General features: G+C 58.1%; 11 protein-coding genes. 4 read left to right on the forward strand and 7 right to left on the reverse strand.

All coding sequences use genetic code 11. The features are described from left to right. Positions 1–36: 36 nt before the first annotated feature. From dut to LGH74_RS02885, 3 genes are all read right to left on the reverse strand, one after another. Complete coding sequence (gene dut, locus LGH74_RS02875; protein ID WP_226171639.1) at positions 37–471, reverse strand: dUTP diphosphatase; 435 nt, start codon at positions 469–471, stop codon at positions 37–39. Positions 472–590: 119 nt separating this feature from the next. Then, positions 591–2,090 (reverse strand): oligosaccharide flippase family protein, encoded by a 1,500-nt coding sequence (locus tag LGH74_RS02880; protein WP_226171642.1) that lies wholly within the window; start codon positions 2,088–2,090, stop codon positions 591–593. Positions 2,091–2,172: 82 nt separating this feature from the next. Next, entirely contained in the window at positions 2,173–2,961 is a 789-nt protein-coding gene (locus LGH74_RS02885; protein WP_226171644.1) for an enoyl-CoA hydratase/isomerase family protein, read from the reverse strand. 222 nt (positions 2,962–3,183) lie between these two features. Between LGH74_RS02885 and mscL the strand changes: the two genes are divergently transcribed. From mscL to LGH74_RS02905, 4 genes are all read left to right on the forward strand, one after another. Beyond that, positions 3,184–3,606, forward strand: coding sequence for a large conductance mechanosensitive channel protein MscL (gene mscL, locus LGH74_RS02890; RefSeq protein ID WP_226171646.1), 423 nt, complete (start codon positions 3,184–3,186; stop codon positions 3,604–3,606). A 78-nt stretch (positions 3,607–3,684) separates the two neighbouring features. Then, complete coding sequence (locus tag LGH74_RS02895) at positions 3,685–4,665, forward strand: DUF3078 domain-containing protein (protein ID WP_226171648.1); 981 nt, start codon at positions 3,685–3,687, stop codon at positions 4,663–4,665. A gap of 107 nt (positions 4,666–4,772) precedes the next feature. Then, positions 4,773–5,186 (forward strand): hypothetical protein, encoded by a 414-nt coding sequence (locus LGH74_RS02900; protein WP_226171650.1) that lies wholly within the window; start codon positions 4,773–4,775, stop codon positions 5,184–5,186. 338 nt (positions 5,187–5,524) lie between these two features. Further along, entirely contained in the window at positions 5,525–6,373 is an 849-nt protein-coding gene (locus LGH74_RS02905; RefSeq protein ID WP_226171652.1) for a heme-binding protein, read from the forward strand. A 78-nt stretch (positions 6,374–6,451) separates the two neighbouring features. On the opposite strand, the gene LGH74_RS02910 is transcribed toward LGH74_RS02905, so the two are convergent. From LGH74_RS02910 to rimP, 4 genes are all read right to left on the reverse strand, one after another. After that, a complete protein-coding gene (locus tag LGH74_RS02910) occupies positions 6,452–7,261 on the reverse strand; it encodes a hypothetical protein (RefSeq protein ID WP_226171655.1) in 810 nt (269 codons plus the stop codon). Between the two features lie 372 nt (positions 7,262–7,633). Beyond that, positions 7,634–10,759, reverse strand: a complete 3,126-nt coding sequence (gene infB, locus LGH74_RS02915) for a translation initiation factor IF-2 (protein ID WP_226171658.1) — start codon at positions 10,757–10,759, stop codon at positions 7,634–7,636. 121 nt (positions 10,760–10,880) lie between these two features. Continuing rightward, positions 10,881–12,176 (reverse strand): transcription termination factor NusA, encoded by a 1,296-nt coding sequence (gene nusA, locus LGH74_RS02920; protein WP_226171661.1) that lies wholly within the window; start codon positions 12,174–12,176, stop codon positions 10,881–10,883. A 123-nt stretch (positions 12,177–12,299) separates the two neighbouring features. Next, complete coding sequence (gene rimP / locus LGH74_RS02925) at positions 12,300–12,770, reverse strand: ribosome maturation factor RimP (RefSeq protein ID WP_226171664.1); 471 nt, start codon at positions 12,768–12,770, stop codon at positions 12,300–12,302. Positions 12,771–12,907: the final 137 nt, after the last annotated feature.

Here is a 12,907-nt window from a genome sequence, read left to right on the forward strand (position 1 = left end):
GGTGTTTTAAACGTACTGAAGACGGCTTATGTGCAACTAGTTGGTGCCCGTGCTGCCGTAGCCGCCCGCGCCCCGGTCGGTTTCGCTAAGCTCCTGCACCGGCTCCCACTCAGCGGTTTCGTGGCGGGCTACCACCAGCTGGGCTACCCGCTCACCATCCTGTACCACGAAGTCTTCGTCGGAGAGGTTGACCAGCAGTACTTTCAGCTCGCCGCGGTAGTCGGCGTCGATGGTGCCGGGGCTGTTCACGATGCCGATGCCGTGCTTGTAGGCCAGGCCGCTGCGAGGCCGCACCTGCACCTCGTAGCCTACCGGAATTTCCATGAACAGACCCGTCGGGACGAGGGCACGTTGCAGGGGCTTCAACGTAAGGGGCTCCGGGAGGTTGGCCCGCACGTCCATTCCGGCCGCGTGGGCGGTTTGGTAGGCTGGCAATGGGTGGTGGGAGCGGTTGATAACGGGAATGCGCATGAAAGGCAGGGCAAAGGTGATCTGGCGGCAAAGATAGCCCGAACCAGATATGAATAAGTTTACCGGGATTATTTGAGATTAAAAGACTTTGGCTAAAAGTACCCGAAAGTCCTCGGCTGCTACGCTTGCGCCCCAGCGCGGCGCGGCCGCTCCACGAGGTAGACCAAGGCCAGAAACAACCCGCACAAGCCCAGGTGAAACGCGTGGCGCAGCCAGAAATCGGCGATGGGCACGTACCAGCTAGCGGCTACCAGCGCGCAGGCCACCACCAGCCAGGCGGCCAGCCGGGCCACGGGATAAGGCACCGGGAAGTGCTTTTCGCCCAGCCACCAGCACACCACGGCCATCATGAAGTAGCAGGCCAGCGTGGTAAGGGCGCTGCCCATGTAGCCCAGCAGCGGAATCAGCAGGAAGTTGAGCAGCACCGTGAGGGCCGCGCCGCCCACGCTGATGTAGGTGCCGTAGTAGGTTTTGTCGGTGAGCTTAAACCACACCGAGAGGTTGTAGTACACACCCAGAAACAGGTTGGCCAGCAGCAGCACCGGCACTACCACCAGCCCCGTGCGGTATTCGGGCCCACGCAGCAGCAGGCCAAAATCCTCAATGTTGACGCTGATAAAGACGAAGATGAAGGCGCAGCTCAGCGTAAACCACTTCAGGATAAGGGCAAACGTGGCCGGGGAATTCTTGTCCGTCGACTGCGAGAAGAAGAAAGGCTCGGCCGCGTATCGGAAGGCCTGAATGACCAAGGACATGAAAATGGCCAGCTTATAGCAGGCTCCATAGATGCCCATAGCCGTCTGGTTGGTCTGGCCAGGGTAAAAGCCTTCGGGCAGCCAGTACTTGAGCAGCGGCCGGTCGAAGGTTTCGTTGATCATGCCGGTAAGCCCCATCAGCATTAGCGGGTATGCGTAGAGCAGCATGGGGCGCAGGGTCGTAAAATCCAGCCGGAACCGGAAGTCCGTCAGCTCACGCCAGAGCATCGGAATGTAAAGGGCATTGGCCAGCAGGCCCACCAGAAACACGTAGCCGACGCCGAGCGTGGGGTTGTACACGGCCCGTACCAGCGGTTGCAGGCCCGTGAGGTATTTGCCGGCCAGCACATCGGGACAGAGCACGATGAAAAACAGCGACAGTCCCACGTTCAGCAATATGTTGGTGAAGCGCACCACGGCTACCTTGCGGGCCTGGTTTTCGAGCCGTAGCCGGGCAAAGGCAATGGCCGTTATGGCATCGAGGCCCATCACCAGGGCCAGCCAGACAAAGTATTTCTCGCGGCCGGGGTAGTTGAGCAGACTGGCCAGGGCCGGCGAGGCCAGCACCAGCAGCCCGCTTAAGGCCACACTGCTAACGAGTATCAGGCTCAGTACCTTATCGTAGAGCAGGCGCTGGTCGGTGCCTTCGCGGTTGGCGAAACGGAAAAAGGCCGTTTCCATCCCGTAGGTGAACAGAATGTTCAGGAAAGCTACGTAGGCGTACAACTCCGTTACAATGCCGTATTCGGCGGCCACAAACCGGCCGGTATACAGCGACACCAGCAGAAACGACAACGCCCGCCCCGCAATGCTGCTGATACCGTACACGGCCGTTTGCCCAACCAGTTTTTTTGCTACGCTCATGTAGTCACTTACGCATGTAAGAGGGCGGAAGAATTGCGCCCGTGGCCTCAATTCTTCCGCCCTCTTTCGTTCTTACAACAACCTACTTGCCGGTGAATACGGCCGGGCGCTTCTCTAGGAACGCCGCCGTGCCTTCGCGGAAATCCTCGGAGGCGAAGCTGTGGCCGAAGGAGTTGGCCTCAGTTTGGTAGCCGTTCATTTCCTTGTCGTAGTAGGCATTCACGCAGTCGATAACCAAGCCTACGGCCAGCGGGGCCTTGCCCAGAATCTTGCCCATGAGCTGCTCGCAGAAAGGGAGCAGCTCGGCCTGGGGCACTACGTGGTTTACGAGGCCCAGGCGGTGAGCTTCGTCGGCTTTGATCTGGTCACCGGTCAGCAGCAGCTCCAGGGCTTTGCCTTTGCCTACCAGCTGCGTGAGGCGCTGCGTGCCGCCGTAGCCCGGAATCAGGCCCAGGTTGACTTCGGGCTGACCAAAGCGAGCATTTTCGGAGGCTACGCGCATGTGGCAGGCCATAGCCAGCTCGCAGCCGCCGCCCAGGGCAAACCCATTGACGGCCGCAATGACGGGCTTGGTACTTTCCTCCAGCATGCAGAAAGCTTCCTGGCCCCGCTCGGCGGCCCGCCGGCCGCTGATGTCGTTGAGGGCGGCCAGCTCCGAAATGTCGGCTCCGGCCACGAAAGCTTTTTCGCCGCTGCCCGTCAGGATGATACCCCGTACCTGCTCATCGTCGAGGGCCTGTTGGGTGGCTTCGCGGATTTCCTCAATGGTAGCCGCGTTCAGGGCGTTCAGCTTGCTGGGCCGGTTCAGGGTGATGGTCAGGATACCGGTGGCAGTATCGAGCGAGTAGAGCAGGTTTTCGAAAGTAGCCATGCGAAGGGTAGGAGAGGAAAAGGACAGACGAAGGAGTGCAAAGATAGAGTAAAAGCCGTGCCTTGGCGGCTGAGCCGCACTGTATAGTAATTACCGCCCTGTCGCTAGTGTTGAGTTCCGTGCATTGGTAAGCCAAAGTATAGATATAGTGCAGTATCGTAGAAATTTCATATTTAGCAGTGTCATTTGCCTCACTTTCACTTCTAAACCCCTTGTACGCGTATGGGCTTTGTATCCGAATTTAAGGAATTCATTTCCAAGGGAAATGTGCTGGACTTGGCCGTGGGTGTCATCATCGGCGCTGCTTTCGGTAAGATCGTGAATTCGCTTACTGATGATGTCATTATGCCCATCATCGGGTTGGCCATCGGTGGTATCGACCTGAAGGAATGGTACCTGCCGCTGGATGGAAAGAGCTACGCCAACTTTGAAGCCGCCAAGGCCGCCAAGGCGGCCACCATTAACTATGGTCTGTTTCTGAATGCCATTATCTACTTCTTCATCATTGCTTTCTGCGTTTTCCTGATCGTCAAGTTTGCTAACCGCTTCAAGAAGCCGCAGGTAGTGGTGGCCGTAGCCGACCCCGGCCCTACCAAGGACCAGCAGCTGCTGATGGAAATCCGGGATTCGCTCCGGAATCGGTAGCGTCCAGTCTGAAGTTATAGCCGGCCTTTTTCTGTAGCAGGAAAAGGCCGGTTCCTTTTCACCTTTTACCTCTACGCTATGCGTCTTGCTCTACTGCTGTCTGCCCGGGCCCGCCGGGGCCTTTTTCTGTTGCTGTTCGGGCTCACGGTGCCGGCCGCGGCGTGGGCCCAAACCTCGGAGAACAGCGCGGCCGCCCCCGACACGGTGCAGGGCTGGCGGCGCGGGGGCGTGGGCACGCTCAACTTCAGCCAGGTGAGTCTTAGCAACTGGGCCCCCGGTGGACAAAGCTCCCTGTCGTTGCTGGCCATCGGCAACACGTTTCTGCACTACCGCCGCGGCCTCAATACCTTCGATACGTCCCTGGATATTGTGTACGGCAGCCTGAAAGCGGGCAAAAGCAAGGTTCGTAAGAGCGACGACCGGCTGGAATTCAATGCTAAGTACGGCCACCAGTTTACCAAAGTGCTCTACTACGCCGTGCAGGCCAACGTCAAAACCCAGCTCACACCCACCAAGTCCATCGAGCGGCCCGATTCGCTGCTGTCCCGGTTTTTTGCGCCGGCCTTCATCCTGGCCTCCATCGGCATCGACTACAAGCCCAACGACCAGCTGTCGGTGTTTCTGTCGCCCATCACGGGCAAGTTCACGGTGGTAGCCGACCAGACGCTGGCCGATGCCGGGGCCTTCGGAGTAGATGCGGCCGAGCGGGACGCGGCGGGCCGGCCGGTGGCCGGTACCGGGCAGCAGTTACGCTCGGAGCTGGGCGCCTACCTGAATGTGAAATATCGGCGGCCAGTCTGGGAAAATGTTACATTTCAAAGTAAGTTGGATCTGTTCAGCAACTACCTGCACAACCCTGCCAATGTGGATGTGAACTGGGAAACTCTGGTCAGCCTCAAAGTCAACAAGTTTATCAGCAGCAGTATTGCTACTACGCTGGTCTACGACGACGATGTTTTGGTGCCCGTTGACCGGAATGATGATGGCGTGCCCGACAGCCGGGGCCGCCGGAATCAGTTCAAGGAAATCCTGGGTATCGGCCTGACTTATAGGTTTTAACGAAATTGAACTATATTTGTGGCCCGTCGGTTTTTCGGGCTGCACAATCGTAGTGCTGCCATTGCCGTATACGCGTCGTCCGACTGTTTCTCCCTCTTTCTCTCTGCATGAAAAAGCTGATTGCCGCTGTGCTCCTGGCCGGCACTACCTTGGTTGCTTTCGAGGCTCACGCTCAGTCAGCCGAGCCGCGGCCGGCCCGCAAATCGTCCCGGAAAGCTTCCGGCGAGGATATTGCCCGGATGCAGCGCCGCATGAGCATGAATCCCGATGAGGTAAAGCGCGACCAGCAGGTAGAAATTCTGGAAGCCCGCTCGGGCGGCACGGCCAATACCAGCTTTGGCCGCGCCAGTGGCCCGGCCCGGCAGTACGACAAAGGCAGTTCGGGCTTTATGGTGCGTAAGTTCAAAGACAAGCGTGGCACCGCCCAGCAGCAGCGCGGCCAGAGCCGCAAGGCCCCCGGAATCGATCCTAAGGGCAAGCCGCTGAAGCACAAGAAAAAGCACCGCTTTCTGTTTTTCTAGTCGCTACCTCACGAAGTAGTAATCATAAAAAAGCCCCGCAGCAACGCTGCGGGGCTTTTTGCATCCTCAACTGCTACGGGGCCACCGTTCGCCCCCGCTGCTGCTGAGGAAGTCTCTATAGGCAGCATAGTGCCAAGTACTTGCCTGCTGTTTCGAAGGATTCAAGCTCAAGCGTAGTTTTCCTTGCTTTCTTTTACATACGATGTATCTTGGCAGAGGTAACAGTTAATTGCCAGCTACTCGCCCTATCCTATCCTTACGCGCTTTTTTCGGCTTACCCCGTCGCGCTTGTAAGCACATCTATTACCGGTTTTCCATTTTTACCCAATCCTATTCTCATGGCAGATTCAAATTTTGCGGGCACTACCGGCCTGCACGTAATGCGGCTTGGTGGTTCGGCCGAGCAAACTGAAAACATCTTTGGCCCCCTGGCTGGCCTTATCGGCAGCTGGATCGGTAACAAAGGCTGGAACCTGATAGCAGTGCCCAATCAGAAAGGCGGTTTCGTGCTGCTGGTCACGCCCTACATCGAGACGCTGACGATTAGCCCGCTGGCTACGCCCACGCCCAACCGGGGTACCAAGATTATTCAGGAAGTACCCACGCTGCTCTACGAACTGAAAATCAATAGCCTCATTGATGGCAGCCTGCTGCACGCCGAAAACGGTACCTGGCTGCTGCTGCCCGACTGCCCCAGCGAATTTGGCGTGGCTCGTCAGGCTTCTGTGCCCCACGGCGACTCGCTTCTCGCGCTGGGACAGGTGAAATCAACTAGCGGTGGCCCTTCCATTCCGGATATTTCCTCTATTCCGGATATCGGCGGCCAGAGACTGGGCTACCTGGATGTCTATTCACACCCGCCGGTGCCGGGCTTCAATAAGCTCAATCCGAATGATACGCTACGGCGCGACAATGCCGCCCAAACCATCGTCCGGACCACTACCATTGCTGTGAGTACCGACAACCAGGGCGGCATCCTGAATATTCCCTTCGTGGCCCGCAATGCCGACGCCAGTAAGTTTGAAGCTACTTTCTGGCTGGAAACCGTGGCCGACAAGCAAACCGGCCGTATGTTCCAGCAACTGCAGTATTCGCAGAACACCAGCATCGACTTCCTGCCCCGGCTTGATGGCAAAGGCCTGATTAAGTGGCCTCATATCAACATTAATACGTTGATCAAACAATAGCGCCGCCCTTTGAGATTACACTACTCGGGTAAAAAGGCCGGGCCAACCATAAACGGGTGGCCCGGCTTTTTTAATGGTTCAGAACTTCGCGGTGAGGCCTACTTTGAGGTATGACATGTCGTAGCCAAGCTCCCCAAATGCGCCGATGTTATTGGTGAAGAAGTAGCGGGCTCCAGCAAATATGCCGGAGTGGGCATAGGTGCTGCTGCTGTAGTAGTCTTCCGAGGAGTCATCGTTGTCGGAGTAGGAAAAGATGCGCACCCCCAGCGTAAGGCCGGCGTAGGTGTCAAGCTTGGCATTCTGGAGGATGTTGTAGTGGTAAGTGCCGCGCAAAGCCACGTAGGTGTTGCTCCAGGTGCCACGGTAGCCAGAATATTTCCAGGTATCGGAGCGGTAGCCTACCAGGCCGCCCACGCCAATCGTACCGGGCCCCACGCCTTCGATAAGGCCATGCTCAAAGGAGGCACTCATAACGGGCGTGGAGCTGTAGTTGCTGCCGCCCAGCACCGAGTATCCGTAGCCCACCCCCAGCAAGCCGATACCCAGGTTCACCGCGTTGGTTCCTTTGCGGAACAACTCACCCGAAGCCTCACCGCTGCCAGTGCTTTTCGCACTTGCCTTAGCCGTCTCTGGTGCTGGTGCGGCGACTGGTGCCGGTGCCGCCGCCTGTGGCGCTTCTTTAACCGTCGCCGCTGGTTTGGTGGCTGGCTTGGCTGCGGGTTTGGCCGCCGGTTTTGTAGTGGTAACCTTGGCCGTAGCTGGCTTAGCTGTCGGGGTTGCTACCTGGCTGGTAGGCTTCACCGTTTTGGCTGGGGCTTTGGTTTGGGCAACGGCTGGGGTTACGGCCAACACAGCTGCCAGGAAGAGGGTAGTGGTAAGTGCTTTCATAGGTAGTAAGGAGTTGAAGAGCAGATGTAGTGTTCAGCCTGTACAATTATTTCCTGAAGTGATACAAAATTAGCGCGTGGCTATACAGGGGGCAATAACATGATGATGTGAGGCGCTGTGCGACCTTTTCTGCTGAGCTACTTTCTGCCGCACAAAGGGTGAAAAAGATGAATGCTCACATCCGCTGAAGCGCTATGCCCGGCTGCCCGCTGTTCCGAATTATCAAAAGTGTTTGCCTGGTTGCCCCCGTCATTGTACCTTTTCTTGGATTGTATTCTTATTCTGCAAGGGCACTACCCACCGAACCGGCCAAACGCAAAACGCCCCGGCTGCTTCCAGCCGGGGCGTTTTGTATGTATTCGCTTTTGCTGCTTACAGCGTCCGCTTAACTTCTTTCTCTTCGAAGCCCTCAATGTTGTCGCCTTCGCGCAGATCATTGAAGCCTTTGATCGAAATACCGCACTCGTAGCCTTGACGTACTTCCGACACATCGTCTTTGTAACGCTTCAGCGCCGAGATGTCGCCAGAGTGTACCACGATACCGTCGCGCACTAAGCGCACCTTGGTGTTGCGGGTAAAGGAGCCTTCCGTTACCATACAGCCGGCAATCGTGCCCACCTTGGTAATGTTGAACACCTGCCGCACCTCGGCATTGGCTACCACTACTTCCTGCACCGTTGGGGCCAGCATGCCTTCCATAGCATCCTTCACCTCGTTGATGGCGTTGTAGATGATAGAGTAGAGGCGAATATCGATCTGCTCGTTGTCGGCCAGCTTGCGGGCACTCTGCGAGGGCCGAACTTGGAAACCAATGATGATGGCGTCGGAAGCCGAAGCCAGCAACACATCCGATTCGGAGATAGCACCCACGCCTTTCGAGAGGATATTCACCTTCACTTCCGGCGTCGAAAGCTTCAGCAGCGAGTCGGAAAGGGCTTCTACCGAGCCGTCCACGTCACCTTTTACAATAACGTTGAGCTCCTTGAACGAGCCGATTGCCAGACGGCGACCAATCTCATCCAGGGTAATGTGCTTCTTGGTGCGCATGCTCTGCTCACGCGAGAGCTGCTGACGCTGGGTAGCCAGTTCCCGGGCTTCCCGCTCGGTTTCCATCACCTGAATCTTGTCACCTGCCTGCGGAGCACCGGTCAAGCCAAGCACCTGTACCGGCGTGGCCGGACCAGCCTGCTTCATCTTTTTGCCGCGGTGGTCGGTCATGGCCTTCACGCGGCCGTAGTGCGGACCAGCCAGCACGATGTCACCGACCTTCAGCGTACCGGTTTGCACCAGCACGGTGGTTACGTAGCCGCGGCCTTTGTCCAGCATGGCTTCGATAACGGTACCTACCGCGTTGCGGTCCGGGTTGGCCGTCAGCTCGAGCAGTTCGGCTTCCAGCAATACCTTTTCCAGCAGGTCGTCGATACCTAGACCGGTTTTAGCCGATACTTCCTGCGACTGATACTTACCACCCCAGTCTTCGACCAGAATGTTCATCTGCGACAGTTCCTCCCGGATTTTCTCCGAGTTGGCACCGGGCTTATCAATCTTGTTCATCGCAATAACGATGGGTACACCCGCCGCTTGTGCGTGGTTAATGGCTTCCCGCGTCTGGGGCATTACCGAGTCGTCGGCAGCTACCACGATGATGGCAATGTCCGTTACCTTGGCACCCCGGGCACGCATAGCTGTAAAGGCTTCGTGACCCGGCGTATCGAGGAAGGTAACGCGCTTGCCCGATTTGGTCATTACGTCGTAGGCCCCGATGTGCTGCGTGATACCGCCGGCTTCGCCTTTGGCCACGCTGGCATTCCGGATATAGTCAAGCAGCGAGGTTTTGCCGTGGTCGACGTGGCCCATGATGGTCACGATAGGAGCACGCGGCAGCAGGTCCTCGGGGTTGTCTTCGAAAGTCGTGTCGCTTTCCTCTTCCTCCGCCGACAGGAACTCTACGTCGTAGCCGAATTCATCGGCTACAACCGTAATGGCTTCCGCGTCGAGGCGCTGGTTGATGGAAACGAACATGCCCATGTTCAGGCACACTTTGATTACCTCATTCACCGATACGTCCATCAGTGAAGCCAGGTCATTGGCGGAGATGAACTCGGTTACTTTGAGCGTCTTGGCGTCCAGTTCGTTCTGAGCGCGCTGGGCCTCACGGTCCTCTGCGCCACCGGCCCGCTTGTCGCGGCGGTACTTGGCCCGGTTGTTCTGGTTGCCACCACGGCCACCGCTGAGTTTAGCCAGCGTAGCCTTGATCTGCTCCTGAATCTGTTTGTCGTTCTGCTCGGGCGTGTTGGCCACAGCCGCCGGGCGCGGGGCATTCTGACCGGGGCCACCGGGGCGTTGACCAGGGCCACCGGGCCGCTGACCTGGACCACCGGGGCGCTGGCCGGGGCCACCCGCCGGGCGGTTGCCCTGGTAGCCGCCACCTTGGCCGGTATTGGTGCCTTGGCCGCCGGCAGTGCCGGTAGTAGGAGCACCGGGAGCCGGCATGCGGGCCCGCTTCTTTTTATTGTCGGTGCCGAGGCCACTCTTGCGCACATCGGACGAGGCTACCGGGCGGGCGTTACGACCACCACGGCGCGAAGAGTCAAGGGGCAGCTCAATCTTGCCGAGTACGGTCAGACCTTTGAGCTGGTCGGCTTTGGCAACGATGGTGCCGGCCTCTTCCGTTGGCTGCTCGGCTGCGGCTGGCTCCGCTGCGGGAGCAGCAGCAACCGGTGCGGGTTGTGCTACGGGAGCAGCGGGTGTTACCGGGGCTGCTGCCACAGGCTCTAGAGCAGCAACCGGAGGTGCTGGCGTTGGAGCAGGCTGGGGTGCAGGAGCCGCTTCCACTTTGGGCTCCGGTTTGGCTTCGGCAACCGGGGCAGGCTGGGGAGCCGGGGCCGCGGGCTTCACTTCCACTACTGGAGCAGGCTCGGGGGCAGCGGGAGCAACCGGAGCTGCTGCCGGTGTAGGAGCAGGCTGTGGTGTTGCCGCAACAGGGCGCGCCGGCATTGGGCGGTTTTTCGAGTCCAGCTCGATTTTACCCAATACTTTCAGGCCGGGCACTTTGGGTGCTTCCGTTTCAGCGGGAGCGGCTGCCACTGGAGCCGGGGCCGAAACTGGAGCAACAGGCTTCACCTCAGCAACCGGAACGGGCTGAGGTGCTGGCGCGGGAGCAGCAGGCTTGGCTTCCTCAGCGGGCTTGGGCGCCGGGGCCGGAGTGGGCACGGCGGGGCTCGCCGCCTTGGGCACCACAGGTTCGGGCCGGGGAGCTGGCGCGGCTTCCTGCTCGGTCTGGCGCTTGGCCTGACTGAGCTTGGTAGCCTCCATTTTGTCTTGCGCCGAGGACGCAAACTCCTTCTCCAGCAAGCCTACCTGTTCGGCAGTCAGCTTCGTGGTAGGTTTATTTTCTACCTGATGTCCTTTCTTGGCCAAAGTCTCGACGACTGTGCCCATTCCAATATTCAGGTCTTTGGCTGCCTGCTGGAGCCGTTTAGGTGCTGCTTCCGCCATTCTATGCTCGCGAACGATACTCGTATTCAGATGCAAAGGTACTACATTAAATCTTGCCAGCCGACGTCAAATCAGCCAACTGGCTTGATTTAACGTCCTTGCTGTACCGGCCGCCGCGCATTCATTGCGCGTCGCCGGAGTTTGGTGCTTCTTCTTCTGTTTCGGTCTGGTCTTCGTTGTCGTCGAATTCGTTGCGGATGATGCGGAAAACGTCCTCTACAGTTACATCTTCCAGCTCCGTGCGCCGCACGATATCTTCTTTACTAACGGCCAATACGGCCCGGCCGGTGTCGAGGCCGATTTTCTTAAGCTCATCGATAACCCAGCCTTCGATTTCGTCCTTGAACTCGTCGAGGGCAATATCTTCGTCATAATCACCGGCTTCCCGGAATACGTCGATTTCCATACCTACCAACCGCGAGGCCAGCTTGATGTTGGCGCCGCCCCGGCCGATGGCCAAACTAACTTGGTCCGGCTTCAAGAACACCGAAACCCGGCCGGTTTGTTCATTGATGCGCATTGAGCCAATCTTGGCCGGCGACAAGGCCCGCTGGATATACAGCTCAAGGTTATCGGTGTAGTTGATAACGTCGATGTTCTCGTTTTCCAGTTCCCGCACTACGGCGTGAATCCGCGAGCCTTTCATGCCCACGCAGGCACCCACGGGGTCAATCCGGTCGTCGTAGCTTTCGACGGCTACTTTGGCCCGCTCGCCGGGCTCACGCACAATGTTCTTGATGGTGATGAGGCCATCGTAGATTTCGGGCACTTCCAACTCGAACAACCGCTCCAGGAAAGCCGGGGCAGCGCGCGAAAGGATGATTTTGGGCGTCCCGTTGATGATTTCAACGCGGTGCACTACGGCCCGCACGGTGTCGCCCTTGCGGTAGCGGTCCTTCGGAATCTGCTCGCCTTTGGGCAGCACCAGTTCGTTTTCTTCCTTGTCCAGAATCAACGCCTCGCGGCTCCACACCTGGTACACTTCCCCGGTCACGATTTCGCCTACCTGATCTTTGTACTGCTGGTAGAGGTTGTCGCGCTCCAGGTCCTTCACGCGCTGAATCAGCGTTTGGCGGGCCATGAGCACGGCGCGACGGCCGAAATCCTCGAGCTTTACTTCTTCAGCTACCTGCTCACCTACTTCAAAGTCGGCCTCGATTTTCTGGGCCTCGGCCAGTGGAATCTTGTCGAAATCCCAGATGTCTTCGGAGTCATCATCCACGATTTCGCGGTTGCGCCAGATTTCCAGGTCGCCTTTGTCCACGTTGAGAATTACGTCGAAGTTCTCATCGGTGGTGTATTTCTTCCGGATCATCGTGCGAAACACGTCCTCGAGGATACTCATCATCGTGGGACGGTCGATGTTCTTGGAGCGGGCGAACTCGGCGAACGATTCTATCAGGACGTTGCTGTTCATGGGGTTGAGCTAGTAGCGGGTGGTGTTGCGGGTGAGGGTGGTCAGGGCCGGGAACGAACCGCTTACGGTTAAGATTAAATTCTGAACGAAAGTCAGCAGCCGAAGCCGGTGACTAACAGCTTATTATTTGAAAGAAATGACGACCCGGGCTTCCTTGATGTCGGTGAAGGGCACGAAGGCCACGGGCAATACTTTCTTTTTGTTTTTCTCCTTGATTTCTTCCGCCAGCTGAATGCCTTCAGCCTCCACGGCTTCAAACAGACCGGTTTTCTCGGTGCCATCCTGCAGCTTCAGGCTCAGGGTACGGCCCACGTGGCGGGTGTACTGGCGCTGGTCGACGAAGGGCTGGTCGGCCCCGGGCGAGGTAACTTCCAGGGTGTAGCTGGCTTCTTCGCCGTAGGTTTCATCCATACGACGGGCCAACCGCCGGCTTACCTTGGCGCACTCATCAATACCGAAGCCCTGCTCGCTGTCGAGAATGACCGTAATCTTGGGCCGGATGGCGTCGGAAACGGTCAGGGCGACGACGAACAGCTCGGGGCCGGGAAGGCTATCCTGGAGCATTTCGGCAATTTGGTCGCGGTCAAATTTCATCGGATGGACTGGGGGACAAAAGAAAGAGGGGACTGTGTGTCCCCTCTTCATAGTCAGTTTGCTGGTGCAAAGATACGGCGAAAAAATGCTGAAAGCAAGCCAGCCGCCGAGGTGTGCCGGGAGGGCGCGGGAAAACG

It is taken from the genome of Hymenobacter lucidus (assembly GCF_020447265.1).
Classification (GTDB): domain Bacteria; phylum Bacteroidota; class Bacteroidia; order Cytophagales; family Hymenobacteraceae; genus Hymenobacter; species Hymenobacter lucidus.

Excerpts from the sequence above, each read along its gene's own strand:
- dut (WP_226171639.1), bottom strand. The coding sequence starts at position 471 with ATGCGCATTCCCGTTATCAACCGCTCCCACCACCCATTGCCAGCCTAC.
- LGH74_RS02880 (WP_226171642.1), bottom strand. The coding sequence starts at position 2,090 with ATGAGCGTAGCAAAAAAACTGGTTGGGCAAACGGCCGTGTACGGTATC.
- LGH74_RS02885 (WP_226171644.1), bottom strand. The coding sequence starts at position 2,961 with ATGGCTACTTTCGAAAACCTGCTCTACTCGCTCGATACTGCCACCGGT.
- mscL (WP_226171646.1), top strand. The coding sequence starts at position 3,184 with ATGGGCTTTGTATCCGAATTTAAGGAATTCATTTCCAAGGGAAATGTG.
- LGH74_RS02895 (WP_226171648.1), top strand. The coding sequence starts at position 3,685 with ATGCGTCTTGCTCTACTGCTGTCTGCCCGGGCCCGCCGGGGCCTTTTT.
- LGH74_RS02900 (WP_226171650.1), top strand. The coding sequence starts at position 4,773 with ATGAAAAAGCTGATTGCCGCTGTGCTCCTGGCCGGCACTACCTTGGTT.
- LGH74_RS02905 (WP_226171652.1), top strand. The coding sequence starts at position 5,525 with ATGGCAGATTCAAATTTTGCGGGCACTACCGGCCTGCACGTAATGCGG.
- LGH74_RS02910 (WP_226171655.1), bottom strand. The coding sequence starts at position 7,261 with ATGAAAGCACTTACCACTACCCTCTTCCTGGCAGCTGTGTTGGCCGTA.
- infB (WP_226171658.1), bottom strand. The coding sequence starts at position 10,759 with ATGGCGGAAGCAGCACCTAAACGGCTCCAGCAGGCAGCCAAAGACCTG.
- nusA (WP_226171661.1), bottom strand. The coding sequence starts at position 12,176 with ATGAACAGCAACGTCCTGATAGAATCGTTCGCCGAGTTCGCCCGCTCC.
- rimP (WP_226171664.1), bottom strand. The coding sequence starts at position 12,770 with ATGAAATTTGACCGCGACCAAATTGCCGAAATGCTCCAGGATAGCCTT.